We start from the raw sequence: 26,847 nt of genomic DNA on the forward strand, positions 1-26,847 counted from the left end.
GGGTTGAGCCAAACCGGAGTATTAGCTCAACCTTTTAACAAGCTGTTCTTCTACCAGCTTGAAGAATTGTACGGGTTTTAAATTTCGCCAGTTCATGTCGTCGAGCACACCGCCAAAATTGATATAATAATCCAGATTGTTTCGTTTAAACTCGCTGATCACGTGGTCGCGAAAATTAATGCCGGCTATCCAGCCATCTTCTACGTCCTGAAACCATTCTTCGTAATAGCAGTCGTCCGAAGAGTGGAAGTTTAATACATTTTCGCCGATCAGGATGAATTTATTAAGCCCTTCGTCTATCATCAGTTCAAGAATTTCGCGCTTCAGCAGCATGATGTCATTATGAAGGGCATCATTCCATTCACCTATAAACTCTATGATGGCGTACCCGCGATGGTAATCTGCATAGATCACTTTTAGGTAAAGCGTTTGAGAACCGAAAAAATCCCATTGTGGGTGGATATAATAGTTGTAGATCTGCTTATCGTAGGTGAATTCGCTATACTGAGTTTCGAAAAAAGGCGAGCGATTGTCTTCAGCTGCAATGTAATCGTCTCTCCACCGGTAATATGGTTCTATATCATGCATTACTCCAGCCCTCCCATTCTCCCCGTAAAGGGTTTAATCGTTATTTAACTGTGTGATAATTTTCGACCGCTTTACGTACACTGCCGTATTTTTCTAGAAGCTGACGAGCAGTCTCCCGGTCTGAATCTGTAGATTCCATGATCATATTTACAGCACGACCCACCAGTTTATCGTTAGTTAACTGCATATCGAACATTTTGTTGCCCTTAACACGTCCCAACTGAATCATTACAGACGTACTGATCATGTTGAGTACTAGTTTCTGGGCAGTCCCGGATTTCATGCGGGTAGAGCCCGTTACGAATTCAGGGCCAACCACTACCTCAACAGGATATTTAGCTTCGGCAGCAACAGGGCTTCCCTGGTTACATACTATGCAGCCGGTTTCGATACCCATTTCGGTGGCTTTACGCAAACCACCAATAACATAGGGGGTAGTTCCAGAAGCAGCAATGCCAATCAGTACATCCGCAGGACTAATATTATAGGCCAGTAGATCCTGCCAGGCCTGATCCACGTCATCTTCAGCATTTTCTACCGCTTTACGGATGGCCGTATCCCCACCCGCAATGATGCCAACTACCATATCAAAGGGAACGCCGTAAGTTGGCGGGCATTCAGATGCATCCAATACACCCAGACGTCCGCTGGTACCCGCTCCGATATAGAATAAACGGCCGCCTGTCTTCATCTTTTCCGAAATAACTTCGACTAGTTTTTCAATGCGGGGTATCTCCTTTTCAACAGCGTAGGGCACTGATTTGTCTTCTTTATTCATTCCCTGAAGTAGTTCGCTTATCGACATTTTTTCAAGGTCGTTATAATACGAAGACTGTTCAGTAATCCTTTTCATGGTTCAATAATATCAGTAAAAATCGGAATATTATCTAAAAGCAAAAAATTAGGACTTAATAATGTTGGTTAGCCGATAGGTTTAAGCTTAAAAGAACAATGGTTAGACAGTTATAAAACTCTCGCTATCATTTAATTGTTTCTGTGTTTAGATCATTCGGATTTCTGTAAGGACCACGTTGATTTTCCCACGGTTTTCCTAGTAGTTTCCTAGTAGTTTGGTAGTAGTTTCCCAGTAATATGCTAGTAGGTTATTACTACCAAACCTTTAGGGTTCTACAACGAGGACTTAAGAGGCCATTGGCAATATGTTTACCTGATTAGCTTATGTTACAATGAAGGGGAAGCGACAACCTTCCCGGTAATATCATCTATAGGCAATTGAGCAAATTAACAACCGATTAATAAATTGATACTTAACAGATTCATGTATTCAATTATATTTTTGATTATGGCTGTTTGCTTACATATTTTGTAATGAAAGTTTAATATTTTTGAATTTTAGAGGAGCATGGGACCGTTGACAAGAAAAAATCTACTAATTGCGGCAGCATATGCTTCAGTATTAATTATCGGGATGGTATTGGGTCCCAAGTTTGCCAAAGAAAATGCCAATACCAGGAACGGATCGTTCCTCCCGTTTGGCCTGGGCGACAGGTCTCCGAAAATTGAAAGGATTTTGAGAACGATTGATGAAAATTACGTTGATTCGATCAGGGTAGATACTCTTCAATATAAAGCTATTGAAGAAATTGTTCAGCAGCTTGATCCACATACAGCCTACCTACCTCCTGAGGAAGCCCAACTGCTTACAGAGGATCTTGAAGGGAATTTTAATGGCATTGGTATCGAATACTATATCTTGAATGACACTATCCTGATCACCTCGGTTACTCCAGGCGGTCCGGCATATGACGCCGGCGTGTTACGTGGTGATAAAATCTTAAAGATAGATAATGTTAAATCGTCGGGCACAAGCATCAGTGCGAACAAGATTGTTAAACAAATTCGCGGTAAAAGTGGCTCTATAGTTCGTTTGAGCCTGCTGCGCGGTAGTCAGTTAAAGACGGTTGACGTAGTTCGTGGTAAGATTACGATAAGCAGCATCGATGTCGCTTACATGCTTACCCGGGAAACCGGCTATATCAAAATCAGCCGCTTTGGCGATCAGACGGACGAAGACTTTATAACCTCGATAAAGCAACTTCAGAAACGCGGACTTAAGAATTTGGTGCTCGACCTGAGACAGAATGGGGGCGGCTACCTTAATTCGGCAACCGAATTAGCTGACCAGTTTTTGGGCGATAAGAAGTTGATTGTTTACACTCAGGGCGCACATGAACCGCGGACTGAATATTATGCTACTGCTAGCGGCGCCTTTGAACAGGGCAAACTAATTGTTCTGATTGACGAGAACTCTGCCTCGGCCAGTGAGATAGTAGCCGGCGCCATTCAGGATCTTGATCGCGGAACGATTATCGGGCGTCGTTCTTTTGGAAAAGGACTTGTACAGGAGCAGTTTGACTTTGGTGATGGATCGGCTTTAAATCTTACTGTTGCCCGCTATTACACCCCTTCAGGAAGGTCAATACAGAAATCCTACAAAAAGGGATTAGAGGATTATTACGACGAAGTGGGTCTAAGGATGAGAAACGGTGAACTCACCTCGGACGGGAAACAGGTGAGTGATACCGGGTTAGGTAAGCAAAAAACTTATACCACCTCATCCGGCAAGGTAGTTTATGCCGGCGGGGGAATAATGCCTGATATATATGTACCTGTTGATACCAGCGGATACACTCCGTATTACTACGAATTAAGTGCCAGGGGGATCTTAAATGATTATGTTTTTAATCATTTAGCTTCTAAAGACATTCAGTATAAATCAGTAGGGGAGTTGATCAGCACCTTTAAAATGCCTGATACTGCTTTTCAAAAAATAGAACAGATGGCAGCCGTTCGTAACATAACCCTTAATGAACGGCAGGCAGACTTATCCAGGAAATTGATAGAAGCCGATTTGAGGGCTTTGCTGGCGCGATATCTTTTTGGCGACGAAGGGTTTTATCGGGCGCTCAATTCGGAGGATAAGGTAATTGCCCGATCTATCGATGTATTGAAGCGATCTGAAATGCCAATTTAGAACCTTGCCGAACTTTAGATAGAATCAGTATCTGCTTTGAGCGAATCCGCTTTCAAAGCCTCACGGAGCATTGAGTCGGCTGCAGCGGCTGCCGCTAATGAGTCTTGTTTTGCCTTATTGCTTTTGTTGGCGGAGCAAGATGAAAGGCTGAAGCCAATAAAACAAAAGAGAAGAAGTGTGTAAGTTTTCATGACCTGGATTTTTTGTACGTATGATGTTTAAAATAGGATAGGTATATGAGACTAGTTTTAAAGCTATATCGTCATATACCTATGTTAATTTTATCTATTTCTGTCTGAAATAGATCTGGATCGGCACACCGGTAAAGTCAAAGTGCTCCCGCAATTTATTCTCAATAAACCGTTTGTAAGGTTCCTTAACGTATTGAGGAAGGTTACAAAAGAATGCAAACATAGGTGAAGCACCGTTAATCTGGGTGATGTACTTAATCTTTACATATTTGCCTTTTGTTGCTGGCGGTGGAAACTTCTCAATGATGGGTAACATCACGTCATTCAGTTTAGAAGTGGGAATTTTCTTCAGTTTATTTTCATAAACCTTAGAAGCAGCCTCAACTGCTTTGAAGATCCTTTGCTTCTCTACCACTGAAGTGAAGACGATAGGGACGTCATTAAAAGGAGCCAGTTTCTGACGGATCTTTTCTTCGAATTCTTTGGTGGTCTTGGTATCCTTGTCTACCAGGTCCCACTTATTCACCAAGATTACTACACCTTTCTTATTTTTTTCGGCTAAATGGAAAATGTTTATGTCCTGCGACTCAATTCCTTCAACCGCATCGATCATCAGGATGGTCACATCGGCTTCTTCCAAGGCTTTAATGGTCCGCATCACCGAGTAGAATTCAATGTTTTCCTTTACTTTGGTTTTCTTACGCAGACCTGCAGTATCAATCAACATAAACTCGTGTCCGAACTGGTTGTAGTGTATATGAATTGAATCACGGGTAGTACCGGCAATCGGAGTTACAATATTTCGTTCACGGCCAACCAGGGCGTTGATCAAAGATGATTTCCCGACGTTCGGCCGGCCGACAATCGCATATTTGGGAAGCTGATTCTCATCTTCTGGTTCTTCTTCAAAATGCTTGATAACTTCATCAAGCAGCTCACCGGTTCCGGAACCGGTGATGGATGAAAGAGAATACAGATCACCCAGGCCCAGGCTATAAAACGCGTTTGCGTCATTCAAACGCTGGGTGTTATCCACTTTATTAACGACAACAAATACCGGCTTTTTACTGCGGCGCAAAAGTTTAGCTATCTCATCATCCAGATCGGTAATACCGGTGGTTACGTCAACCATAAAAAGTATTACGGTTGCCTCCTCAATGGCAATGACTACCTGCTCGCGGATGGCGGCCTCGAAAACATCTTCCGAATTGGCCACGTATCCACCAGTATCAATTACTGTAAAGTTTTTGTCAGTCCATTCGGCCGTTCCGTAATGGCGGTCGCGGGTTACGCCGCTAAAATCGTCAACAATCGCCTTACGCGTTTCTGTCAAACGATTATATAAAGTTGATTTACCGACGTTCGGACGGCCAACTATTGCTACTATATTACTCATTATTTGGTATTTGGTATAAAGTATCTGGTCTCAGGATATGGTTTTCTGTAATGCGAAAATCATTCGTTGTAAGTCAGACATTTTACAATTTAATTCTTGTGTTGTTTTTATGTTTATTAGGTCTAATCGGTTTGCAATTATGAGTTGCGTTTCAATTTCAAATAAAGAGCCCAGACTGATAGATAAAAAATGCTTGAATTCTTTATTGGAATTCCTGCCAGCCCCTTCGTCGATATTCGAAGGTATTGAGACCGCTGCCCGTTTCATCTGAGAGATTAATCCAAATTTTTCATCTTGAGGGAAGGTGGATAAGAGTGCATATATTTCAGTAGTTAGATCGATTGACTTCTGCCGCAGATCTTTGAAATTATGCATATCTTTTCTTGATTAATTATTTAATTCAATCCTCTCTTTTTATGCCTCCTCTGTATTCTTTTTTATAAATTATTTTGTGGGGATAGTACTAAAATACTCTAACCGCTGATACGATATACTTGATACTATATACTTGATTCCCGCTATCTACCCCTCGTACCCAAAGCGCTTCAGGTAGTTCTTCCGGTTGCGCCAGTCGGGGATCACTTTAACGAACATTTCAAGGAATACCTTTTTCTGAAGGAATTCTTCCATGTCTTTACGGGCGTAGGTTCCTACTTTCTTAAGCATCTCACCCGCTTTACCGATGATGATATTTTTCTGAGAGTCACGTTCTACGATAATTTCAGAGCTTATCCTAACGATCTTCGGTTCGTCTTTAAATGCAGTGATGATCACTTCAGTACTGTAAGGGATTTCTTTTTCATACAGTTTAAAGATCTTTTCGCGAATGATCTCGGAAACAAAGAAGCGTTCGTCTTTGGTAGTAAGGGTATCTTTATCGTAATAGGCGGGGTGTTCGGGAAGATTATCCAGAATGAACTGCATGACCGCCGGTACGTTATGATCATGAAGAGCGGAAACAGCAAAAACAGCTTGTGGTTTTAATGTTTGATTCCAATATTCGATCTTTTCCTTTACAACTTCCTCGTTAGATTTATCGATCTTATTGATAATGATGGCAATAGGTGAGGTGATATCAGATAGCTTTTCTAAAACATCTCCTTCATCATACTTTTCATTAATATCTGTCACAAACAGGAGGATATCTGCATCGACAATAGAGCCGTTTACAAAACTCATCATAGATTCCTGCATACCATATACCGGTTTGATCACCCCGGGGGTGTCAGAGAAGACGATCTGATAATCCTCTTCGTTAACAATTCCAAGGATACGATGGCGGGTAGTTTGTGCCTTTGGAGTAACTATAGAAAGCTTTTCGCCAACCAGGGCGTTCATTAGTGTTGATTTCCCTACGTTTGGCTTCCCTATCAAACTCACAAATCCGGCTTTATGCGACATAAAAAAAATATTTCAAAATATATTTGGACTGCAAAGAAACGAAATATATCTTTGCAGACCAATAAAAAGGAACGGGTTGTTAACCTAAACCTTTAAAAAGGTAACCAAAACAGTGCGGGATGGAGCAGTTGGTAGCTCGTCGGGCTCATAACCCGAAGGTCGTCAGTTCGAGTCTGGCTCCCGCTACCTAAAGTTGAAGCATCGCTTCAACTTTTTTATGAGAGGCCCGTTCGTCTAGGGGTGAGGACGCCAGATTTTCATTCTGGAAACAGGGGTTCGATTCCCCTACGGGCTACAGACCCGCTTTACGAGAGTAGAGCGGGTTTTTGCATTCTAGACTTTCCCAAGTTATCTGTGCTTCCTCCTGTCTGATTTAGGAGTTTTCCTACAGATGCTTCCTGTTGAACCTTCACTTGATTTTTCGAATAACCTAAAGCATTTCCTTAATTTTATTTGTTCTAGATGCATAAAGCCATAAGCAACTGACTAACGTATCCGAATGTTTTACCTCTGATAGAATCTGATCAGATGAAAGAGCTTTCTTTCATAATACTTGTACTCTGGGTATCCTATCCTGCCTATTTACAGAATTACCGGGAGCTGCGCTACGATATGGTTAGTGACCAGATTGAAGCCCGGGGAATTAAACACCGGCCTACACTTCAAGCCATGCGAAAGGTGGAACGTCATCTTTTTGTTCCCGCTGATTACCAGAAATACGCTTACGATGATACGGCATTGCCAATTGGGCTCGGCCAAACCATATCTCAACCTTATGTGGTAGCCACGATGACCGAACTGATTCAGCCACGTGCCGGTGACCGTGTTCTGGAGATAGGTACAGGCTCGGGGTACCAGGCAGCTGTACTGGCTGAGATTGTAAAAGAAGTTTATACGATTGAGATCGTAAAGGAACTCGGTGAACGAACGAAGAAGCTGATGAGTAGGCTGGGCTATGAAAACGTTCATGTGATCATCGGGGACGGTTATAAAGGCCTTAAAGAGAAAGCGCCTTTTGACGCCATCATCGTAACTGCCGCCGCTGATAAGATTCCGCCTCCGCTAATCGAACAACTCAAGGAGGGTGGAAAGATGATAATTCCCGTAGGACCACTTTCTAAAGTCCAGAATCTGGTGCTGCTTCAGAAAAAGAATGGAAAGATATCCACCACCCATATTACACAAGTGCGATTTGTGCCTTTCACGAGGGAGAAAAATTAGTGCGTGACTGAAAGCGAAATTCAGCTATTTCTTACCAATTCCCTTAACATTCACTGTGATCTCGCTGGAATGTGCGGTACCTAACGTTCTTCCGGGCTGAATCTCCAGCAGGTTCTGAAGATATACTTCAGTAATACCTTTCATCACCTTGTTGTATGTTTCCTCAAACTCGGGCATTATATACACCGTTGATTTTCCGAAGTGCATACGACTTTGCGGATCCACAGTGACAGTGAATGAGTAGTTGAAATCTTTATACGCCGGATTAATAACGATGTTAAATTCGGGAGAGATGTATTCATCTGAAAGTCCCTGGCCGCTTAAGAAGTCAGCTTTGACTTCTTTTTTTTTCACCTTTATTGCCGGGCTTTTTGACGCTAACTCAACTGGTTTACGGGCTGCGAAGGCAGCTTTCGGGCGATTGACGGCCTCCTTTATCTTCTGACGAACAAATGAGCTATCGTTCCGTGTTGGTTTTCTAAGCTCTTCGGCTGTTGTACGAAGCTTGTTCTTAATATAAGGATCGGCATAAAAGGTCATGAAGATATTAGATCGTTCAGCTGAGACATTTCTGCCTTCCACCTGCAAGAGCTGAAACCTCAAGCTGTCTTTAGTCACATTCTTCACTCGCAGCCACACTCTGGCCATATTGATCACAGAGTCATGATCGTAATGTACATGGAAATTGTAGCTGCGGTCCTCAAGCGGATTATACAACTTAACTGTATCGTCGGACAAGAACTTCATCCTCCATTCCGCCTCTAGTTGAAAGCCGGTTGTATCAAATGAAAGCCCGTTATCAAATGCACGCCTTACTTCTGTGTATTGAATGCCTTTTACATCTGTAAAAAAAGGCAGAGCTTGAAATGCTTTAACAGGTTTCTGTGTACAAGAAGATGACCAGAAAGCCAATAAAATTAGGAGTAGGCAACCACAATATTTCATAAACAAAGAATGCCCGAATATGAATTAATCTGGCGGCATTTCAAAAGAATCGATTTGTTGAGCAGAAAACAGTGAGCAGGATTTTGATATCGTCAAGCTAATTATAAGTTATTGGCAGTCCCAGGTTTGCTTATAATATCCGCATACTCCTGGGGGTGACGCTTAAATTGAGCGTGTACAAAGGGGCACAATGCGCTAACCTTTAATCCTTTTCTCCGGGCATACTGTGCCATTCCTGCCAGAAGCTTCTTTCCCAAGCCTTTACCTTCTCCCTTGGGAAATACTTCAGTGTGATGGGCCGTCAACTCATTGCCCGAAACAGTGACGACCATCTGAGCCATTTCCTCACCATTGTCGTCCATGTAAAGATACCCTTCACCGCTATCATCAAGTTTAATTTTAACTTCCTCCATAGGATTAATCTTAAAATACTTTCTAAAAGTAGACTTAAATTACTTTGTATAAATAAGTCTAAGACTAAGAAAACGAGTGGTTTGGCTTTATATTTTCGCTATTGTTCAATTGTCCGGACAATTCGCAGAAGACAAACGCTTATCGGGATACTTACTATAAGCGAATCGGACAAAATAGAATTACGCTGTTTAAAGCAGGTGCGCAAGTTTTACACCCAGCTTCCAAATAATCCCTGTTGATAATCCTGATAAGCCTGCCTGATTTCTTCCTCAGAATTCATGACAAATGGTCCCTGAGCAACAATAGGTTCATTAAACGGTAATGCGTGGCCCAATAGAATTATACTATCTTCCTGTGCATCGATCTGAAGGTCTGTATCGTCATTGTAAAACTCCACCAGATCGTGCATCTGTGCTTCCTGCCCGTTAACAGTTAATTTGCCACTAACCACATAAAAGAAAATATTTCGCTCTTCAAGGACTGCTTTTTTATAGGTTCCACCAGCGGAAAAACGAACAACCCCCAGTTGGATGTCAGTGAGAGGTGAGAAGGCTCCTCTAGTTCCGCCCCAGTTACCCGAGACTGCATCAATAGATACTTTTCCTCCATCTAATTTTAAGGTAGGTATCTCTTCTTTCTGCAAACCCCTATAGGCAGGCTCAACCATTTTATATTTGGCGGGCAGGTTGATCCACAGTTGCAGAATCTCAAGGTTGCCGCCATTCTGCATAAATTCTTTTGATGACACTTCAGCATGAGTAAGTCCTTTGCCTGCTGTCATCCACTGCACGCCGCCGGCATTGATTACGCTTTCAGCCCCACTGCTGTCTTTATGTGACAGATCGCCCTGTAGGATGAACGTAACTGTTTCGAACCCACGATGTGGGTGAGGACCGAAAGGTAACCCTCTGTTATGTGGGGGATATACCTGTTGGCCATGATGATTTAAAAATAAAAAGGGGTCAATATGATCAATTGATCGGGTGGGAAGTGCCCGGTACGTAATTAAGTCCGCAATAGGGGCACTCTCCGCCTTATGTATTTGCTTTATCGTTCTCATGAATCATGCGTATATTAAAAAGGTGAATAAGAAGTTGAACCCGTACGGGCTTATGGAGCCAAATATCCACCGTCTACATTATAATAGGCTCCGGTTACGAATGAAGCTTTATCCGAATTAAGCCATAGTGCAAGTTCGGCGACTTCATTCGGCTGGCCTAAACGGCCCATAGGGTGAAGAGTAACCAATGCATTCATAGTTTCCTCGTCAAGGCTGTTAGTGATCAGTGGAGTCACGATATATCCGGGTCCAATGGAGTTTATGCGGACGTTTTGAGTGGCATGGTCAAGTGCGGCGGCTTTGGTAAGGCCGACTACACCATGCTTTGCCGCTACGTAAGCCGGGGAGTTCTTTGTTCCCGCCTGACCGAGTATAGAAGCCATGTTCACAATGCTACCACCTCCAGCTGCAATGATTGCCGGAATTTGATACCGCAAACCATAAAATACTCCGGAGAGATTTATTGCTATCACTTTGTCCCAGCCATCGATGGTATATTCGCCTGTTGGTCCCAAAGATCCGCCAATGCCTGCGTTGTTCACTGCCAGATGAAGGGCCCCGAATTTATTAACTGCCTGGTCAACAATATTCTTGTTGTCTTCAGCTTTTGACGAATCAGCCTTTACAAAAAATGCTTCACCACCTTTAGACATAATTTCTGATACTGTTTCATTGCCACCTTTTTCATCAATATCTGAGACAACCACTTTGGCGCCTTCGGCTGCATATAATATGGCTATGGCACGACCAATACCGGAACCCGCACCAGTAACAATGGCTACTTTATTTTTCAATAATTCCATTATGTGTTTTCTTTTAAATGATTATTAAGATAAAGAATTGCACCCTTAACAATTGCCATGTTTCAAGGAAAGCTGAATAGCATTGCATAAGATCTTAGAAATTCTTAAGATCTATTACTTCTACAATAGAACTTTTGATTTGTGTTGGACGAGCGGTATATTGAGCAGCAATTGGCTTTCCATTACACACTCATTATATCAATACTTTTTGTGCTGATTTTTTAACGTGGTTATTAGTAAGCTACGGTAAAACGGCGTCCAATATGTTCCGGATCTTCAGTTTCGTCCAATAAAGCGACTGCTATATCTTCGACTGAAATTACGCTGCGGTTATGCTCATCAAATACGGGGTTATCCAATCCCGCACGGTAAAGGCCTTTTCTTACTCCCGAAGTTCCCGGGTGCATTTCTATTGCCGGACTTAAGAAAGTCCAGTCAAGCTGATCTTCTTTTTGAAGAATACTTAAGTAATCGCGGGCTGCAGATGCTCCTGCTTTAATTTCCTCAGGAAATTCCGGCGTATCTATCAGCTGTACACCAGGTGCCAGGAACAAACTTCCGGCGCCACCTACTACGATCAATCTCTTTACTCCTGACCTTTTGGTAGCTCCCTGAATAGATTGTGCTCCTTTTAAGAAATCATCATAGATAGCAGGATTAGTCCAACCGGGATTATATGCGCTGATCACCGCGTCGCTACCTTTTAACACTTCGGCAAGCTTTTCGGTATCCATAATGTCACACTCAGACACAGTGATGCCTTTATTTTCCCGGTTCACTTTTTCAGGATTCCGCACGATGGCTTTTACCTGGTGACCCCTGCCTACTGCTTCTTTTAAAATTGCAGAGCCTACAAAACCTGAAGCTCCTATTAATGCTATATTCATTATGCTAGTATTTATATTATCCCTTACTCTCTATTTTATTAGCAAGTGCCGTCAGCTGAACAGCTTGGTCCTTCAATAACGGTTAGATTTTTCTTCTCTGCCTCAAACTCTTCCCACGACTTTTCCAATACCTGTAAGAAGGTTTCCGGAGACTGTGCTCCTGACACAGCATACTTATCATTGAAAACGAAGAATGGAACTCCACTAACACCAATTGACTTTGCAGCTGATTCATCCTGCTTCACTTCGTGATCGAAAGCATTAGTGTTTAATACTTCTTTAACATCGACTTCATTAAGTCCAATCAGAATGCCGGTTTGCAACAGCGTCTCTGTATCATCAATGTCTTTGCCTTCCATAAAATGGATTTTAAACAACTGCTCCTCGGCTTCATCACCTAAACCTTTGGATTTTGCTAACTGAATCAGCCGGTGGGCATTGAAGGAATTGGCAACAATAGATTCTTCGATATTGAAATCAAGTCCAACCTCTTTAGCGATCTGGGTCACGTTGTTGAACATTTGCTCTGCCTGAGCCTTTGATACCCCTTTAACCTTCGAAAAGTAGTCGTAGATGTTAGCATCCTTCTGGGTTTTAAGCGTGGGATCCAGCTGAAAGCTTCTCCAGGTTACTTCCACCTGATCTTTCTGAGGGAAATCTTCTAAAGCCATTTCAAACTTCCGTTTTCCGATATAGCAAAAAGGGCATCTTACATCCGACCAAATATTTACTGTCATAATCTCTGATTTTATTTAATGTTAATTTTCTGGTTTGATAAACAAAGGTAGCCAACTTGTCTCCTTCGGTCCATTGACCTTGCACATCAAATACCATTGATCTAAGTCAATGGTAACCCGGGCACACCTGGTCTGGGTGTCTTTGTTCAATTGAATCTTTAAACGTCGGTGTATGCCCTGCGCAGTTCAACCTCTCCGGCTTATATAACGATCCACAGATGTTTGCTCGTCAATCTTTTACAATAGCTTTACATCCTTTTAAAAAGGCTTCCTTTACTTTGCAGGATGAATCTTCCGCAAAACAGATCCGCAGAATTAATCCCTCTTTCAGTTTTAGATCTTGTACCTGTTCTGTCGGGTAAGACCATACATGATGCATTCAAAAACAGCCTGGATCTTGCCAGGCATACAGAAAGCTTAGGTTATAGCCGTTTCTGGCTGGCAGAGCATCACAATATGCCCGGGATAGCCAGCTCGGCAACATCCGTGCTCATCGGGTATATTGCCGGGAGTACTTCCACCATACGTGTAGGCTCAGGTGGCGTTATGTTACCCAACCATTCGCCGCTGGTCATTGCGGAGCAATTTGGTACTTTGGCTAATCTATTCCCTGACCGTATAGACCTGGGTCTAGGTCGTGCGCCGGGCACGGACCAGTTAACCGCTGCGGCTCTTCGCCGGCATATGAACAGCGGTGCCGAAGATTTCCCTCAAAACGTTCAGGAGCTAAGAAGATATATGTCGCCTGACAATGTGGAATCAAAAGTGCGTGCAATTCAGGCAGAGGGAACTAATATCCCGGTCTGGCTGCTTGGATCTAGTTCCTACAGCGCTCAACTGGCTGCAATTCTTGGGCTACCTTTCTCGTTTGCAAGTCACTTTGCACCTAATATGCTCCATTCATCCCTGAAGCTTTATCGCGAGACTTTCGAGCCATCCGAAGTTTTATCTGCGCCTTATTCAATGGCGGTTATAAATGTTATCGCTGCAGATACAGACCAGGAAGCGCAATACCTGGCAACTTCACTCTACCAGTCGTTCCTGAATGTGATAAAAGGGAAGGCATTGCCGATGCAGCCACCAGTAGATAGCATGGGGCCATACTGGAATGCGTCTGAAATGTATTCGGTAACGCAGATGCTGACCTATACTTTCATTGGTAGTCCTGAGACTTTAGAAACCAAGATCCAGGCGTTTCTGGATGAAACACAGGTTGACGAGATTATGATCACTTCAGGCATTTATGATCACACCGCAAGGCTTCGTTCTTACGAAATTGTCGCCGGCTTAACTCTTAACAAACCGGTTGTAAAGCAAGCGACCCACTAATCAGCTATAATTATTCGAGCTCAATAGTTAAACCTAATATTGAAACGCATGGCGAGGAAGAGTGCAGGTCTGCTTTTATATCGTCTTATTAATTCTTCACCGGAAGTTTTGTTGGTGCACCCCGGCGGACCTTTTTGGGTGAACAAGGATCTGGGAGCATGGTCCGTCCCCAAGGGTGAGTTTAATGAGGATGAGGAACCTTTAAAAGCGGCAATTCGTGAGGCAAAGGAAGAACTTGGAATTGATGTATCCGGAGACTTTATTGAGCTTAGGCCAGCCAAACAGAAGAGTGGCAAAATCATTTATGCCTGGGGCGTAAAGTATGATTTCAATTCGGAAAACTTTGTAAGCAATACTTTTGAGCTGGAGTGGCCACCCAAATCAGGCAAAACTATTTTAATCCCTGAAGTTGATAAAGCCTCCTGGTTCAATATTAAGGCAGCGAAAGAAAAGATTATTTCAGCACAGGTACCCATAATTGATGATCTGCTGGAAAAAATTCTTTAGAGAAACCACGTGTTGCACAGGCAAATACCTTTCTTTCTTTTTCGTTCTCTTAAAAAAAACATTATTTGGATTCCGCGACAAATAACCGGCAGCAGGCGAAACAACACCTGCCCCCGCTTGTGTTATAACAATGAGAATATTCTCTCATTATCTAATTTGAAACCAAGATGATCGATCCCATAGAACCACCCGGCGTACCTGCTCCCGCAACAGACCCTGAAATAAATCCAGCAAGAGTTCCGGAGGATCCTCCAATGCCAGCAGAACAACCTGATAAAATACCGAATGAAGATCCTTTTACAAATCCGCCACAGGAAATTCCCTCACCCGGACAAGATCAATAATTGCAGGAACCTATATCTAAAACTGAAGTTATGAAGCAGGAAGATAAAGTGGTAGACAAAAAGATTTTGAAAATATCCAGCCCCGCGTTTTCACAGAACGGCTTTATCCCCGTTCGATATACGTGCGATGGTATGAATGTTAGTCCTCCGCTCCACATCGATAATATTCCCCCGGAAACAAAAAGCCTGGCGATCATTGTTGATGACCTGGATGCGCCTTCAAAGATCTGGATTCATTGGGTGATGTGGAATATGCTGGTCAAACCAGAGGTTGCGGAGAATGAAGCGCCGGGGGTGCAAGGTTTAAATGATTTTAACCAGCGTCAGTACGGAGGGCCTTGTCCCCCATCCGGTACCCACCGTTATTACTTTAAGGTATTTGCTTTAAATACCCTGTTAGAATTGCCTGACCATACCGATGCAAAGCAACTTGAGAAAACAATGAGCGCACATATTATTGCATCAGGCCAGCTAGTGGGTTTATTTAAACGCGGATGATCTGAATAATAATCGACGAAGGTCTGTTAAGGTTTGCCCAATCCGAAGGATGTTAGTAGGTGATAAAAATAGATTGACGCTCTTTGGTCTCAAGGTTTCTTGATCTGTGCCCCTTTCCGGTTACGTCTTCAACCTGAAGAACATGGCCCGGTTTAAACTGCCTTTTTACACCTAAAGATGTTTCTATTTCAATACCCACATCCAGCAATATGATGTATTGCCGGCTGGGTGCAGTATGAAATTCGTAATTGTATCCCGGCTTCACTTTCCTGAAGATTAAGTCCTTTACCGCTATTTTTTCGGATAGATAGCCTATAGGACCAGCAGAAGTCAGGGGCACTGTAATATCCTGAAAATGGCTATCGCCATGCTCATCAGAATAGACTCTGGTAATCATAAATTCTTTCATGGTTGTCAAGATTTGAGATGTGAGATTTGAAACATGAGAATATGAATTCGATGTAAGATATAAGATTTTAGATTTGATACTACGCTCGGGCTCCAGAGCTTAGGTTTGATTCGGCATATGTGTTTGGATCCCATTTCTCAAATCTCAGATCTCATAACTCAAGTCTGATTTCCCAAACCTCAGGTCTAATATCTCAAGTCTGATTTCTCAAATCTCACATATCAAGTCTCAAACCCCCAGGTACCCTTTCGCCAACTCTATTTCTTCCATCTGGATCGTATGGGACCGGCCTTTGTAAACCTTTAGCTCAACCCTGGCATTCAACTTCTCTAAGACTTCTACACTTTCATAAATACGTGACATAGGTACATGCGGATCCGGGTCGCCGGTGGTGATCAGGATAGGAGTGCCCTTGAAATCACCGGGATAGTTTTGCGTATTTATACTCTGACCGATCAATCCGCCGGTAAAGGCTATCACGCCCCCATAGCTATCTGCATTCCGGGCAGTATACTCAAGTGCCAGGCATGCTCCCTGCGAAAATCCGAGAAAGTAGATCTGGTTAAGCGCTATTCCCTGAGTTACAATATCATTAAGTACATCGCCAATCACCTGTAAGGCCGAGTTCAATGCCGGTTGGTTATCCTGATCGGGAGCCATAAAGCTGTATGGATACCAGCTGTTGTTTGTGGCCTGCGGAGCAACGATCGCGGCATCATCAACCTTCAAATGATCTTTCAAAGAGATTATACTCTCCGCGGAGGCACCACGGCCATGAAGCATAATGATCGCTTTTTTTGCCTCGCTAAGCGGAACTCCGCTGAAGACAACATCTTTCGTGTGGCTATACATTTAAACTAATTTTGGTAATTGATTACTTATTTCGTCCCGGTGCCTTTCGTACTGCTTCGGCAGTTTCAGTGCAGTACCCAACTCTTCAACAGTCTCGTCTATTGCAAAACCCGGGTTGTCTGTTGCTATCTCAAACAATACACCTCCCGGTTCGCGGAAGTACAAGGAGTAAAAGTAATTACGATCTATCTTATCAGTGATATTTAATCCCGCAGCTGCTACTTTATCTCTGAACCTCATTAATACCTGGTCATCTTTCACCCGGAAAGCAACGTGGTGAACCGATCCTCCAGCCACATGCCCGACAACCTCTCCTGGTATTTCTACAAGGTCAACAATGTTGGCATTCTCAACGGCATCGGTTATGAAGCGGTGCCTGTTCACATGGCTTTCTAATAACCGATATCCAAATATATTGGTCAGCACATCTGCAGTAGGCTGCAACTTATTGGTGGTAATTGTGACGCTATGAAATCCTTTAATGCCATGCTCCGCAGGCACTTCTTCTGTTTCCCATGGCAAGCGGTCATCAGATTGTTTAGAAGCAATCAGCTCAAGCTTTAAGCCGTCGGGGTCTATCAGCGTAAGGTATTTTTCACCAAACTTTTCGGAAACCTTATTATAGATGACATTGTGAGTGTCGAGACGTTTCAGCCAGAAATCAAAGCTGCTTTCCGGAACAGAATAGCCAATCTCAGTTACTTGTCGTGCCCCGCGTCTGCCGGTTTGTATCCCTTCCCACGGAAAGAAAGTTAAAATGGAACCGGGTGTCCCAACTTTATCACCATAGTAAAAATGATAAGTGTTTGGGTCATCAAAATTTACGGTTTTTTTAACCAGGCGTAATCCTAATGTTCGGGTATAGAAATTATAATTGCGTTTCGCTTCACCGGCTATTGCTGTAATATGATGAAGTCCTAAGATTCTATCTTCCATATTCTTTTGTGTTAACAATGGTGTAATCAATATTGTTAAACAAATTTACAGAGGTATTTAGGCGACACTCTTGATTTTTAGCAAGAATTTGCATTGATAAAAGTCATTGCCAAAGCAGCCCTGATTTTAATTGAAAATATGGAGTTCAGAGGGCTACATTGTTTTGGTCTGGTTCGTACCATGTTCGTATCAGGCCGTCAAAGTAACGGCCTGATACGAACATGAGTAAAGAATGAGTAGGCTAAAGGGTATTTCAGCACTTTGGTACCAGTTATTCTACGACTTTAATTTCAACACATTTTTGAACCCGGACAACAAGATACCGGACGCCGAATAAAAGATAGAACCGGACCGCGGCAAATTAAATCAGAAGCTTAACTTGTTTTTAAAAACCCCTGCTTAGTTGTATAAATAATTATTGCTGTTTGATGAATTGGACTTCCGCATGCAGGCGAATGGCATCACTAACAACCACCGCACCGGCTTCGGTTACTGCATCCCAAGTCAAACCGAAATCTTTTCTGCTGATTTTGCCGCTAATAGTGAAGCCGGCCTTAGTTTGACCATATGGATCAACCACCGTTCCGCCATGCTCTACATCGATAGTAACCGGCTTGGTAACGCCGCGGATGGTCAGTTCGCCAGCTACCTGGGCTTCGTTACCGTCATTCTCACAGTTGCTGGCAGTAAACGATAACTGCTCATGTTCAGGAGCATTGAAAAAATCAGCTGACTTCAAGTGCGTATCGCGTTGTTCGTTATTCGTATTGATTGAATCTATATCCGCAGTAAACCGGATATTTCTCGCCGTTTTCATATCATCGCCTTCTGTTTCAAATTCCGCATCAAACTTTTCGAAATACCCGGTCACCGTAGTAATCATCAGGTGTTTTACCTTAAACTGAATTTCGCTGTGTGCAGGATCAATTTTCCATTTAGTTGTCATGGTTTTGAATATTTAGTGATTAATTGAAAAAGTTGAATTGAATATTTGATCTGTTTCTCATAAAGGCATTATCAATTAAGGTTCAAAGGGTTAAAAAGTTTTTATACTATCATAATATCTAACTGGGAGATGATTTTTGTGGGGAAAATCAGCCCGGGAATATTTCACATTCCTTACTTTCGTATATGTTCGAGCAGCTATTTAAAAGCATTGGGGAAAGAGTTAACCTGACTGAGGAAGAGCGGGAGCTGTGCAAAACATTCTTTACGCCAAGGAAACTGCGTAAACGCCAATATCTATTACAGAGCGGCGATGTTTGCAAAGTGAATGCCTTTGTTGAGAAGGGTATTATGCGTTCATACACGGTAGATGAGAAAGGTAACGAGCATATTATCCAGTTTGCCGCAGAAGGCTGGTGGATCTCTGACTTGTACAGTTTTTTAACAGGCGAAATATCAACTTATAACATTGAGGCTCTTGAGGATTGCGAACTTCTTTTACTCAGCAAAGCAGCCTCAGAGGAACTTCTTGTTGCCATTCCTAAATTCGAGACCTATCAGCGCCTTTTATTGCAAGGCGCTTACATAGCAATGCAGAGGAGGATCACGAGCTCATTAAATCAAACCGCCGAAGAAAAGTACCAGGAAATCCTTAAAGCATACCCGGATATTATACAGCGTGTGCCTCAGCATATGGTTGCATCCTATCTCGGGATTACTCCGGAAACACTCAGCCGCATCAGAAAACAGATTACTCTGCCGGGTTAAATCATTGATTTAAGTCAACAACATTTCTTATTCTACCTCAAGAGTCAACATTTCTGTCGGCCTTATCTTTGCTGCCGAACCAACAGTTGCTATCAATTAACTTATTAATACATGATAAGCAACTGCTGAAATAAGATGAACATGGAAAATCAAATTTTATTGCAACCATACCAGTCAGGTGATTTCAAGTTAAATAACCGTATGGTGATGGCACCTATGACAAGAAGCCGTTCAGACAATCCCGGTAATGTAGCCACTGAACTTACTGCACAATATTACGCACAAAGAGCGTCAGCAGGCTTGATCATAACGGAAGGAACCTATGTGAGCAAGGAAGCTGTTGGCTTTGTTAATGTACCCGGAATTTTTACTGAAGAACAAACAGCGGGCTGGAAATTAGTTACTGATGCAGTGCATGCTAAAGGCGGAAAAATATTTGCGCAGTTATGGCATGTGGGCCGTTTGTCGCACCCCGCACTACAGGATGGCAAATTACCTTTAGCTCCCTCAGCATTAAATCCGTTTGACCGGGCTTTTACTAAAGAAGGATTTGCTGATACAGTTGTGCCAAGAGAAATGTCTGAAGAAGATATTTTGAGAACCATTGAAGACTTTAAAGTTGCTGCCGAAAATGCTGTAAAAGCCGGATTCGATGGGGTGGAAATCCACGCCGCTAACGGATACCTGTTTCATCAGTTCTTCAATGTCTACTCAAACCGTCGCACCGACCAATATGGCGGGACTATTGAAAACAGGGCCAGAATATTGTTTGAAACCCTTGACGCTTTAAAAGAGGTAATTGACTTGAATAGAGTCGGCGTAAGGTTAAATCCATCTCTGCATGGGGCGCAGGGAATGATGATTGATCCCGAGTCTATTCCCGTTCATGAATATATTGCTGAAAAGCTGAATGGTTACGGGTTAGCCTACCTGCATCTTACCGAACCATTTACCCCGGTTGACAATGTTCCGCACGCAGTAAAGAACGTGGCGAAGCATTTCCGCCCTTTATATAAAGGTACTGTTATCATAAACAAGGGCTTTACCCGCGAAACAGGTAATGAGGTGATCGAGAATGGAGATGCCGATCTGGTAGCTTATGGCGTACCGTACATTGCAAACCCCGACCTAGTAGAACGTTTTGCTCAGAACGCTCCTTTGAATATTCCGGATAAGAATACATTCTACGCTACCGGACCGAAAGGATATGTAGACTATCCTACTTTGCAAGAACTGAATCTTAATTAATCTGTTTAAATCAAACGCTGACAGGGTTTAAAACCCTGTCAGCGTTAAACCTCTTACGATGAAAATATTAATTGTATTAACCTCACATAGTGAGCTTGGAAACACCGGAGAAAAGACCGGCTTTTGGATTGAAGAATTTGCCGCCCCCTACTATCTATTGAAAGAAGCAGGTGCTGAGATTGTGCTGGCGTCGCCTAAAGGCGGACAGCCACCAATAGATCCTAAAAGTGATGCTCCTGATGCTCAGACTGAAGCCACGAAGAGATTCAAAGCAGATAAGGACTTGCAGCAGATTCTGGCGAACACCAAAAAGCTTTCGGAGGTTACTGCCGATGAGTTTGATGCCGTGTTCTATCCGGGTGGACATGGTCCTTTGTGGGATCTTGCTACCGACCAGAATTCGATTAACCTGATTGAGGACTTCTGGCAGACTGGTAAACCAGTAGCGGCGGTATGTCACGCTCCCTCGGTATTACTAAATGTAAAAGAGCTAAATGGAGAGCCATTGGTCAAAGGAAAAAGAGTTACCGGCTTCACTAATACTGAGGAAGAAGCGGTCCAGTTAACAGATGTAGTACCTTTCCTCCTTGAAGATGAACTTAAAGCCAAGGGCGGCATTTATTCAAAGAAAGAAGACTGGGCGACGTATACGGTTCAGGATGGTTATTTGATAACCGGTCAAAACCCTGCGTCGTCTGAAGCTGCTGCGAAAGAATTACTTAAGTTATTGCAGGATTAAGCATAATCAAATACGTTTATTCAAATCGGCATGTATTAATTTACAGGCCGATTTTTTTTAGTGGCTTACTTATAGCGGGTGAAGCTACCGACTTTTGAGAACTGCATTTTCCTGACTAAAGACTTCTAAAGGATACCAGATACCTCGATAATTATTGTAAGATTTGCCCATTCCCATTCTTCCCTCTTTGCTGGAATGAATGCGGATAAGCAGAATAAATAGATGAAGATTGTAATAGCCGAAAAACCCTCTGTAGCACGTGAACTGGCAAAAGTATTTGGGGCGACAGGAAAGAAAGATGGATATATAGAAGGTAAAGGCTATTCGTTCACCTGGGCATTCGGACATTTGCTTCAGTTAGCACCACCGCAGGATTACGGATACCATGGTTGGCGGATTCAACACTTGCCAATGCTTCCTCAACGTTTCAAATTAGCTATACGGAAAATCAAAACTAAGGATGGTATGGTTGAGGATCCGGGTGTGCGCAAGCAACTCGACACCATTAAAATGCTGTTCGACAGTGCGACTGAAATCATTGTTGCAACAGATGCGGGGCGCGAAGGGGAGTTGATCTTCAGGTACATTTATTATTACCTGAAATGCAAAAAACCATTTCGACGTCTTTGGATCTCTTCCCAAACTGATGAAGCTATTAAAGAAGGTTTCAGGAACTTGAAGCCGGGTACAGACTATGATACGCTCTTCAATTCTGCTCACTGCCGCTCGGAGTCCGACTGGCTGGTAGGGATGAATGCCACGCAAGCTTTAAGCATTTCGGCCGGCGGACGTTCGGTGTTATCATTAGGTCGGGTGCAAACTCCTACCCTTGCCATGATCTGTGCACGGTATATTGAAAGCAAGAACTTCGTTCCGCAGATCTATTACCAGGTGAGCATCCAGCTCGCTAAAGATGAGCAAATATTTAAGGCCTTATCGGTAGACAATTTTAAGGATAAATCAAAAGCCCAGGAAGTTTATGACAAGGTGCAGGATGTAGCAGCAGGATTTCCGGCTGGCGGAAACATCATCAGTGTGGAATCAAAACCGCGCAAGGAACAACCGCCCTTGCTCCACGACTTAAGCAGTATACAGCAGGAGGCGAATAAACGCAAAGGTTTTACCGCCGATCAGACACTCAATCTGCTTCAGAATCTGTATGAAAGCAAACTGATCACTTATCCGCGTACGGGAAGCCGTTATATTGGCGATGATGTGTTTGCTGGAGTACCTTCCCTCATAGCCAAATTAAAGGATCACCCCGATTTTGGTAAGCAGGCTGAAGTTCTGCTGACCATTCCCCTGAATAAGCGAAGTGTTAATGCAAAAAAGGTGACCGATCACCATGCCTTGTTACCCACCGGTGAAAGGGCCTCTCACCTTTCATCGGATAAGCAGGCCGTTTATGATATGGTTGTTGGCCGCATGCTTGAAGCTTTTCATAAAGAATGTATCAAGGAGATCACGAAAATTACAATTGAATCGGGTGCTACTTTTGTTGCCAATGGAACTGTTATCCGCTCTGCCGGCTGGCGCTCGGTCTTCAATGAAGCTGATGACGAAAAAAAAGACGAGGACAACGCATCGCTGCCTAAAGTCAAAGCGGGAGAACTACTTCCTATAGTGGATAAAACGTTGCTGGAGAAACAAACTAAACCAAAGCCTTTGTTCAATGAGGCATCCCTTTTAAAGGCGTTGGAGACTTCCGGTAAAGAGATCGAAGACGAAGAATTGCGCTATGCGATGAAGGACAGTGGTCTAGGTACCCCAGCTACCCGCGCATCGATTATTGAAACCCTGATCAAACGGGAATACATCATTCGGGAAAAGAAAAATCTTGTCCCCACAAATAGAGGTCTGGGAGTCTATGAGGTAGTTAAAGATAAGAAAATTGCTCAGGCAGAACTCACGGGGGCTTGGGAGAAGCGCCTGGAGGAGATCCGCACAGGCGCTTCAGTACATGATTTCAATGAGGAAATAAAAAGTTACACCCGCAACATAACACAGGAACTTCTGCAGGCAGGTGCCGGTTTGTCGAAAATACTTACAGAGAAATAAAGTGTTAAATAATTTGTTAATGAGGCGATAAGCTTTACAGGCAAACCATCAAATTATTCACTGTTTCTTCGGCATTTCCGTTTTTTTCATCCCATCCATCTTCTTCATCCCTTCCATCATTTTCATCATTCCTTTTGGATCGTCAAAGTTCCAGTGTTCAGCAACCTTGCCATTCTGTATGCGAGCAACACCAACACTAGTCCGGTCCATAGGAGTATTGGCCGCCATACCCATATGTGCATCTTTGGAAGTACCGGTAATTCTAACCAGTGCGAAATGATACATTCCATCCTCCGAACTAGCATCGCTTACTAAAGTAAATTTCAGATTGTTGAAGTGATTATGGATATCAGCCAGCATCTTTTTAACGTTTTCACGGCCTTTAACATCTTCCATGCCCCCATGGTCAATAGCATCCTCGGCTACAAACTCGTCCATCACGCTCAGGTCGCCAGTTTCTATTCCTTTGTAAACAGCTAAGACCCGCTCGCGGTTGAAAGCGTTCATTGGCTTTTCTGTGACGGTATCAGTTTTCCCGGTTTGGGCAGTGCTTGTAAGAAACATGCCTGGGCTAAATGACAGCAGGGAGCAAGCTGTACTCACTGCTGCGGCAACTATCATTCTTTTCATGACTTTTTATTTTTGTTTTATTAATAACTAAACAAAGAGTAAAATAGATAGTTTAACTAGTTTCAGAGAGTATTAAGTCACGGACTAAAAATACTTTGCGCTTTCTTTACGGTTTTTTCAAGATCTATTCCTTTGTCCATTACCCCTTTGAAAATGTCTCCCTCTACACGCAGGCGGTCTAGTGAGTTGAAGATGGTAAAATCTTTCATAGTTAATCCGGGTTTGACTTCATCCCAGTGCAGCGGCATAGAAACCGTAGCACCTACTTTTGGACGCAAGGAGTAAGGACCCGCAATAGTTGCTCCTGGCCGGTTTTGTAGGAAGTCAAGGTACATTTTACCGTTACGATTGGCTATCATTCGTTCAATGCTCGTAAAGTCAGGCAAATTTTTGTGGACAATGTTCACAATTATTCGGGCGAACATCTGAGACTGATCGAAGGAGTATTTGGCTTCCAGCGGAATATAGACATGCATGCCGGTAGATCCTGAAGTTTTACAGTAGCAAGGGCAATCGATGGCATCAAGTACTCTTTTAACTTCCTGTGCGGCTTCTATTACCTGGTCGAAGGTATTCTTGTCAGGATCAAGATCGATAACGCAGTAATCTGGGTTATCGGGAGATTGCACCCTGCTAAACCAGGGATTCATTTCTATACAGCCTAAAGATGCGGCCCATAACAATGTGGCTTCATCATCGCCAACCAAATATTCCTTTGCTTCGCCGTCGCTTGTAGTATATGGAAATGTCTTTGCCCAGTCAGGCGCTTTACCTTTTACATCCTTTTGATAAAAGCTTTGCGCGTGTATGCCTCCGGGGTAGCGGTTGAGCGATAGAGGACGATCCTTTAAATAGGGCAGAATATATTCGGCAACCTGGTAATAATAGTTAAACATATCACGCTTGGTCACCTTGTCTTCCGGCCAGTATACTTTGCTGAGGTTGGTAAATTTCAGGTCGTGCCCGCAGACTTTACGAACCTGCGTTTCATCTTTGGGATTTAATAATGTTTTCCGGGTTTTTTCCTTAGGAGGTTTAACAGCTTTGTCATGCTGTGTTTCCGGCTTGAATACTTCATCTTCCAATACTTCCTCAACCGACTCAGCAGTTTCACGAACAACATCTTTTGCCTTCTTATCTTCCCGCATTCCTTGAAAAGATGGATGGCGGAATACACCGTCGCTGGTAACTTCAGCGAAAGCTACTTCGCAAACCAGCTCAGGCTTTAACCAGGTGGCTTTTGCCTTGGGCGGATTAGGACGAAAGCGCGAAGGCTTGTTCACGTCAGGAATAAACTCAAAAGGACTCTTGTCAGTGATTAATGGATTGAACAAGGCCATCATTTCCTTTTGAGTCTTATCAGAAAAGCCAGTACCTACCTTGCCGACATACTGAAGCTGATCTTTCTCGTAAACACCCAGCAGAAGCGAGCTGAACTGTTTATTGGTATCTTCGTTTTTAGTATAACCCGCTATTACCACCTCCTGTCGTTTGCTGACTTTGATCTTTAGCCATTCTTTCGACCGGTTATTGGCAGAGTAAGTGCTGTCTGCTCTCTTTGCAATAATTCCTTCTAATCCCATTCGTTCGGCAGCATGGAAGAATTCAGTGCCTTTGGCATTAAACACTTTGCTCACGCGGATTCGGTCATCATTAGTGGGTAGAATCTCTTTAAGTACTGCCTGCCTTTCAATTAGCGGTAGATCCATCAAATTTTTGCCGTCATACCATAGCAAATCAAAAACATAGAAGATAAGCTCTCCGTCCGCTTCGCTGCGCCAGTTCTGAAGATGCCCGAAGTTGGAAATCCCTTTATCATTTATCACCAGGATCTCGCCGTCTACTACAGCGTTCATCTTCCATTCCTTTAACACGTTATGAATCGGATAGAATTTATCATCAAAGCTTTTGTTGTTTCTCGAAAGCAGTTCCACCTCGCCCTCGTTAACGAATGCAAGTGCCCGGTAGCCATCCCATTTAACTTCATAAAGCCAATCGTCGTCATCAAAGGGCTTATCTACCAAAGTGGCCAGCATTGGTTTGATACCGGTGGGAATCTTCGCTTTTTTGGCTTTCTTCAAGATGGATTCGATATCCGTAGGTCCTTCATCTTCAGTGGTTTCTTCACTTTTGTCTATCGGTTTTTTCTTGCCGCTGCGCGTTTCTTTCCCTACACTCTGTGCCTTACCTCCTTCCCAAACTTTCTCACTTGTCTTCTCCATTTGTTCGATTGTTTTTCCAGAAAGTACTGATTTATCTTTTTGAGTAATGTCAGCAGGGGAGGCAAAATCATCTTTATGCTTAATAAGGAGCCAGCCGTTCTCTCCCATACCCTGAGTTTTGACCAGGGCGTACTCACCCTGCAGTTTCTTACCATGAAGCTTTATTTTGAGGGATCCATCTTTCAGTTGTTTCAGCAAGTGCTTCTCCTGAGCTTTTTTATCTTTTATTTCCTCGATGGGTTCGTAAAAACCTTCGTCCCAAACAATCACGATTCCTCCTCCATAATTTCCCTTTGGAATAGTTCCTTCGAAGGTCCGATAATCATATGGGTGATCTTCCACCATCATCGCCAAACGTTTATTTTTTGGATCTGTTGACGGACCTTTCGGGACAGCCCAGCTTTTAAGTACACCTTCCATCTCGAGCCTGAAGTCATAATGTAAACGGGAGGCGTCATGCTTCTGGATCACAAAGCGCAGTTTATCTTTATCAGTGCTTTTCCCGGACTTAGGTTCGGAGGTTTTGCTGAAATCCCGCTTTTCTACATATTTGCTTAAGCTCATATTGTCAGGTTATTTGTTTTTAAAATATTCTTTCAGATCTTTGACACCGTACAACCGCTTTTACAGCTCCTTAAAAATCCAGTACGCTAATTCATATTCTTAATTAACGGTAATGCGCTGCCTATGAGGGTGCCGGTGTGCTTTTTGTCGTTCTCGGCTG

At 43.1% G+C, this 26,847-nt stretch carries 28 protein-coding genes and 2 tRNA genes; 12 read left to right on the forward strand and 18 right to left on the reverse strand.

Translation table 11 applies throughout. The features are described 5' to 3' along the window. Positions 1-21 precede the first annotated feature (21 nt). Positions 22-588, reverse strand: coding sequence for a hypothetical protein (locus AC1MCB_RS18640; RefSeq protein ID WP_479966228.1), 567 nt, complete (start codon positions 586-588; stop codon positions 22-24). A 40-nt stretch (positions 589-628) separates the two neighbouring features. After that, positions 629-1,441, reverse strand: a complete 813-nt coding sequence (murQ, locus tag AC1MCB_RS18645; RefSeq protein WP_479966229.1) for an N-acetylmuramic acid 6-phosphate etherase — start codon at positions 1,439-1,441, stop codon at positions 629-631. 510 nt (positions 1,442-1,951) lie between these two features. Here murQ and AC1MCB_RS18650 point away from each other — a divergent pair. After that, positions 1,952-3,583, forward strand: coding sequence for a S41 family peptidase (locus tag AC1MCB_RS18650; protein WP_479966230.1), 1,632 nt, complete (start codon positions 1,952-1,954; stop codon positions 3,581-3,583). 14 nt (positions 3,584-3,597) lie between these two features. On the opposite strand, the gene AC1MCB_RS18655 is transcribed toward AC1MCB_RS18650, so the two are convergent. The 4 genes from AC1MCB_RS18655 to era form a co-directional block, all read right to left on the reverse strand. Further along, positions 3,598-3,774: a hypothetical protein gene (locus AC1MCB_RS18655; RefSeq protein ID WP_479966231.1), complete on the reverse strand. Its 177-nt coding sequence runs from the start codon at positions 3,772-3,774 to the stop codon at positions 3,598-3,600. Positions 3,775-3,868: 94 nt separating this feature from the next. Further along, positions 3,869-5,170, reverse strand: a complete 1,302-nt coding sequence (der, locus tag AC1MCB_RS18660; protein ID WP_479966232.1) for a ribosome biogenesis GTPase Der — start codon at positions 5,168-5,170, stop codon at positions 3,869-3,871. A gap of 30 nt (positions 5,171-5,200) precedes the next feature. Continuing rightward, positions 5,201-5,545: a four helix bundle protein gene (locus tag AC1MCB_RS18665; RefSeq protein ID WP_479966233.1), complete on the reverse strand. Its 345-nt coding sequence runs from the start codon at positions 5,543-5,545 to the stop codon at positions 5,201-5,203. A 147-nt stretch (positions 5,546-5,692) separates the two neighbouring features. Continuing rightward, positions 5,693-6,571 (reverse strand): GTPase Era, encoded by an 879-nt coding sequence (era, locus tag AC1MCB_RS18670; protein ID WP_479966234.1) that lies wholly within the window; start codon positions 6,569-6,571, stop codon positions 5,693-5,695. 113 nt (positions 6,572-6,684) lie between these two features. Here era and AC1MCB_RS18675 point away from each other — a divergent pair. From AC1MCB_RS18675 to AC1MCB_RS18685, 3 genes are all read left to right on the forward strand, one after another. After that, positions 6,685-6,757 (forward strand) — tRNA-Met (locus AC1MCB_RS18675). A gap of 37 nt (positions 6,758-6,794) precedes the next feature. Beyond that, positions 6,795-6,866 (forward strand) — tRNA-Glu (locus tag AC1MCB_RS18680). A gap of 233 nt (positions 6,867-7,099) precedes the next feature. Beyond that, a complete protein-coding gene (locus AC1MCB_RS18685) occupies positions 7,100-7,792 on the forward strand; it encodes a protein-L-isoaspartate(D-aspartate) O-methyltransferase (RefSeq protein ID WP_479966235.1) in 693 nt (230 codons plus the stop codon). Positions 7,793-7,816: 24 nt separating this feature from the next. On the opposite strand, the gene AC1MCB_RS18690 is transcribed toward AC1MCB_RS18685, so the two are convergent. From AC1MCB_RS18690 to AC1MCB_RS18715, 6 genes are all read right to left on the reverse strand, one after another. After that, entirely contained in the window at positions 7,817-8,704 is an 888-nt protein-coding gene (locus tag AC1MCB_RS18690) for a hypothetical protein (RefSeq protein ID WP_479966236.1), read from the reverse strand. A gap of 134 nt (positions 8,705-8,838) precedes the next feature. Beyond that, on the reverse strand, positions 8,839-9,150 hold the full coding sequence (locus AC1MCB_RS18695; RefSeq protein WP_479966237.1) for a GNAT family N-acetyltransferase: 312 nt from the start codon (positions 9,148-9,150) through the stop codon (positions 8,839-8,841). A 209-nt stretch (positions 9,151-9,359) separates the two neighbouring features. Further along, positions 9,360-10,211 carry a pirin family protein gene (locus tag AC1MCB_RS18700; RefSeq protein ID WP_479966238.1) on the reverse strand — a complete coding sequence of 284 codons (852 nt, stop codon included), beginning with the start codon at positions 10,209-10,211 and terminating at the stop codon, positions 9,360-9,362. Between the two features lie 50 nt (positions 10,212-10,261). Continuing rightward, complete coding sequence (locus AC1MCB_RS18705; RefSeq protein WP_479966239.1) at positions 10,262-11,014, reverse strand: SDR family NAD(P)-dependent oxidoreductase; 753 nt, start codon at positions 11,012-11,014, stop codon at positions 10,262-10,264. A 233-nt stretch (positions 11,015-11,247) separates the two neighbouring features. Further along, complete coding sequence (locus AC1MCB_RS18710) at positions 11,248-11,901, reverse strand: NAD(P)-dependent oxidoreductase (RefSeq protein ID WP_479966240.1); 654 nt, start codon at positions 11,899-11,901, stop codon at positions 11,248-11,250. Between the two features lie 38 nt (positions 11,902-11,939). Continuing rightward, on the reverse strand, positions 11,940-12,638 hold the full coding sequence (locus AC1MCB_RS18715) for a DsbA family oxidoreductase (RefSeq protein WP_479966241.1): 699 nt from the start codon (positions 12,636-12,638) through the stop codon (positions 11,940-11,942). Between the two features lie 285 nt (positions 12,639-12,923). Here AC1MCB_RS18715 and AC1MCB_RS18720 point away from each other — a divergent pair, with 285 nt between their 5' ends. The 4 genes from AC1MCB_RS18720 to AC1MCB_RS18735 all read left to right on the forward strand — a co-directional run bounded on the left by AC1MCB_RS18720 (position 12,924) and on the right by AC1MCB_RS18735 (position 15,316). Further along, positions 12,924-13,967, forward strand: coding sequence for an LLM class flavin-dependent oxidoreductase (locus AC1MCB_RS18720; protein ID WP_479966242.1), 1,044 nt, complete (start codon positions 12,924-12,926; stop codon positions 13,965-13,967). A gap of 48 nt (positions 13,968-14,015) precedes the next feature. Then, entirely contained in the window at positions 14,016-14,474 is a 459-nt protein-coding gene (locus AC1MCB_RS18725; RefSeq protein WP_479966243.1) for an NUDIX hydrolase, read from the forward strand. A gap of 167 nt (positions 14,475-14,641) precedes the next feature. After that, positions 14,642-14,818: a hypothetical protein gene (locus AC1MCB_RS18730; protein ID WP_479966244.1), complete on the forward strand. Its 177-nt coding sequence runs from the start codon at positions 14,642-14,644 to the stop codon at positions 14,816-14,818. A 30-nt stretch (positions 14,819-14,848) separates the two neighbouring features. Beyond that, a complete protein-coding gene (locus tag AC1MCB_RS18735) occupies positions 14,849-15,316 on the forward strand; it encodes a YbhB/YbcL family Raf kinase inhibitor-like protein (protein WP_479966245.1) in 468 nt (155 codons plus the stop codon). Between the two features lie 52 nt (positions 15,317-15,368). Here AC1MCB_RS18735 and AC1MCB_RS18740 read toward each other — a convergent pair whose 3' ends face one another. From AC1MCB_RS18740 to AC1MCB_RS18755, 4 genes are all read right to left on the reverse strand, one after another. Continuing rightward, the gene (locus AC1MCB_RS18740) at positions 15,369-15,725 is read right to left on the reverse strand and encodes a cupin domain-containing protein (RefSeq protein WP_479966246.1); all 357 of its coding nucleotides are present in this window, start codon (positions 15,723-15,725) and stop codon (positions 15,369-15,371) included. A 228-nt stretch (positions 15,726-15,953) separates the two neighbouring features. Further along, positions 15,954-16,577, reverse strand: a complete 624-nt coding sequence (locus AC1MCB_RS18745) for an alpha/beta hydrolase (protein ID WP_479966247.1) — start codon at positions 16,575-16,577, stop codon at positions 15,954-15,956. After that, positions 16,578-17,513, reverse strand: a complete 936-nt coding sequence (locus AC1MCB_RS18750; protein WP_479966248.1) for a ring-cleaving dioxygenase — start codon at positions 17,511-17,513, stop codon at positions 16,578-16,580. Positions 17,514-17,928: 415 nt separating this feature from the next. Continuing rightward, positions 17,929-18,459, reverse strand: coding sequence for a YceI family protein (locus AC1MCB_RS18755; RefSeq protein ID WP_479966249.1), 531 nt, complete (start codon positions 18,457-18,459; stop codon positions 17,929-17,931). A 185-nt stretch (positions 18,460-18,644) separates the two neighbouring features. Here AC1MCB_RS18755 and AC1MCB_RS18760 point away from each other — a divergent pair, with 185 nt between their 5' ends. The 4 genes from AC1MCB_RS18760 to topB all read left to right on the forward strand — a co-directional run bounded on the left by AC1MCB_RS18760 (position 18,645) and on the right by topB (position 23,271). After that, a complete protein-coding gene (locus tag AC1MCB_RS18760) occupies positions 18,645-19,226 on the forward strand; it encodes a Crp/Fnr family transcriptional regulator (protein ID WP_479966250.1) in 582 nt (193 codons plus the stop codon). A 141-nt stretch (positions 19,227-19,367) separates the two neighbouring features. Further along, positions 19,368-20,474 carry an alkene reductase gene (locus AC1MCB_RS18765; RefSeq protein ID WP_479966251.1) on the forward strand — a complete coding sequence of 369 codons (1,107 nt, stop codon included), beginning with the start codon at positions 19,368-19,370 and terminating at the stop codon, positions 20,472-20,474. Between the two features lie 58 nt (positions 20,475-20,532). After that, entirely contained in the window at positions 20,533-21,213 is a 681-nt protein-coding gene (locus AC1MCB_RS18770) for a type 1 glutamine amidotransferase domain-containing protein (protein ID WP_479966252.1), read from the forward strand. 222 nt (positions 21,214-21,435) lie between these two features. After that, positions 21,436-23,271 (forward strand): DNA topoisomerase III, encoded by a 1,836-nt coding sequence (gene topB, locus AC1MCB_RS18775; protein WP_479966253.1) that lies wholly within the window; start codon positions 21,436-21,438, stop codon positions 23,269-23,271. A gap of 57 nt (positions 23,272-23,328) precedes the next feature. Here topB and AC1MCB_RS18780 read toward each other — a convergent pair whose 3' ends face one another. Next, complete coding sequence (locus AC1MCB_RS18780; RefSeq protein ID WP_479966254.1) at positions 23,329-23,901, reverse strand: ester cyclase; 573 nt, start codon at positions 23,899-23,901, stop codon at positions 23,329-23,331. A 77-nt stretch (positions 23,902-23,978) separates the two neighbouring features. Then, positions 23,979-26,687 carry a DNA ligase D gene (ligD, locus tag AC1MCB_RS18785; RefSeq protein WP_479966255.1) on the reverse strand — a complete coding sequence of 903 codons (2,709 nt, stop codon included), beginning with the start codon at positions 26,685-26,687 and terminating at the stop codon, positions 23,979-23,981. Positions 26,688-26,847 lie beyond the last annotated feature (160 nt).

This window comes from Daejeonella sp. AP26 (assembly GCF_056680515.1).

Bases quoted from the DNA above. Each gene is read 5' to 3' on its own strand.
- AC1MCB_RS18640 (WP_479966228.1), bottom strand. From the start codon at position 588: ATGCATGATATAGAACCATATTACCGGTGGAGAGACGATTACATTGCA.
- murQ (WP_479966229.1), bottom strand. From the start codon at position 1,441: ATGAAAAGGATTACTGAACAGTCTTCGTATTATAACGACCTTGAAAAA.
- AC1MCB_RS18650 (WP_479966230.1), top strand. From the start codon at position 1,952: ATGGGACCGTTGACAAGAAAAAATCTACTAATTGCGGCAGCATATGCT.
- AC1MCB_RS18655 (WP_479966231.1), bottom strand. From the start codon at position 3,774: ATGAAAACTTACACACTTCTTCTCTTTTGTTTTATTGGCTTCAGCCTT.
- der (WP_479966232.1), bottom strand. From the start codon at position 5,170: ATGAGTAATATAGTAGCAATAGTTGGCCGTCCGAACGTCGGTAAATCA.
- AC1MCB_RS18665 (WP_479966233.1), bottom strand. From the start codon at position 5,545: ATGCATAATTTCAAAGATCTGCGGCAGAAGTCAATCGATCTAACTACT.
- era (WP_479966234.1), bottom strand. From the start codon at position 6,571: ATGTCGCATAAAGCCGGATTTGTGAGTTTGATAGGGAAGCCAAACGTA.
- AC1MCB_RS18685 (WP_479966235.1), top strand. From the start codon at position 7,100: ATGAAAGAGCTTTCTTTCATAATACTTGTACTCTGGGTATCCTATCCT.
- AC1MCB_RS18695 (WP_479966237.1), bottom strand. From the start codon at position 9,150: ATGGAGGAAGTTAAAATTAAACTTGATGATAGCGGTGAAGGGTATCTT.
- AC1MCB_RS18700 (WP_479966238.1), bottom strand. From the start codon at position 10,211: ATGAGAACGATAAAGCAAATACATAAGGCGGAGAGTGCCCCTATTGCG.
- AC1MCB_RS18705 (WP_479966239.1), bottom strand. From the start codon at position 11,014: ATGGAATTATTGAAAAATAAAGTAGCCATTGTTACTGGTGCGGGTTCC.
- AC1MCB_RS18710 (WP_479966240.1), bottom strand. From the start codon at position 11,901: ATGAATATAGCATTAATAGGAGCTTCAGGTTTTGTAGGCTCTGCAATT.
- AC1MCB_RS18715 (WP_479966241.1), bottom strand. From the start codon at position 12,638: ATGACAGTAAATATTTGGTCGGATGTAAGATGCCCTTTTTGCTATATC.
- AC1MCB_RS18720 (WP_479966242.1), top strand. From the start codon at position 12,924: ATGAATCTTCCGCAAAACAGATCCGCAGAATTAATCCCTCTTTCAGTT.
- AC1MCB_RS18725 (WP_479966243.1), top strand. From the start codon at position 14,016: ATGGCGAGGAAGAGTGCAGGTCTGCTTTTATATCGTCTTATTAATTCT.
- AC1MCB_RS18730 (WP_479966244.1), top strand. From the start codon at position 14,642: ATGATCGATCCCATAGAACCACCCGGCGTACCTGCTCCCGCAACAGAC.
- AC1MCB_RS18735 (WP_479966245.1), top strand. From the start codon at position 14,849: ATGAAGCAGGAAGATAAAGTGGTAGACAAAAAGATTTTGAAAATATCC.
- AC1MCB_RS18740 (WP_479966246.1), bottom strand. From the start codon at position 15,725: ATGAAAGAATTTATGATTACCAGAGTCTATTCTGATGAGCATGGCGAT.
- AC1MCB_RS18745 (WP_479966247.1), bottom strand. From the start codon at position 16,577: ATGTATAGCCACACGAAAGATGTTGTCTTCAGCGGAGTTCCGCTTAGC.
- AC1MCB_RS18750 (WP_479966248.1), bottom strand. From the start codon at position 17,513: ATGGAAGATAGAATCTTAGGACTTCATCATATTACAGCAATAGCCGGT.
- AC1MCB_RS18755 (WP_479966249.1), bottom strand. From the start codon at position 18,459: ATGACAACTAAATGGAAAATTGATCCTGCACACAGCGAAATTCAGTTT.
- AC1MCB_RS18760 (WP_479966250.1), top strand. From the start codon at position 18,645: ATGTTCGAGCAGCTATTTAAAAGCATTGGGGAAAGAGTTAACCTGACT.
- AC1MCB_RS18765 (WP_479966251.1), top strand. From the start codon at position 19,368: ATGGAAAATCAAATTTTATTGCAACCATACCAGTCAGGTGATTTCAAG.
- AC1MCB_RS18770 (WP_479966252.1), top strand. From the start codon at position 20,533: ATGAAAATATTAATTGTATTAACCTCACATAGTGAGCTTGGAAACACC.
- topB (WP_479966253.1), top strand. From the start codon at position 21,436: ATGAAGATTGTAATAGCCGAAAAACCCTCTGTAGCACGTGAACTGGCA.
- AC1MCB_RS18780 (WP_479966254.1), bottom strand. From the start codon at position 23,901: ATGAAAAGAATGATAGTTGCCGCAGCAGTGAGTACAGCTTGCTCCCTG.
- ligD (WP_479966255.1), bottom strand. From the start codon at position 26,687: ATGAGCTTAAGCAAATATGTAGAAAAGCGGGATTTCAGCAAAACCTCC.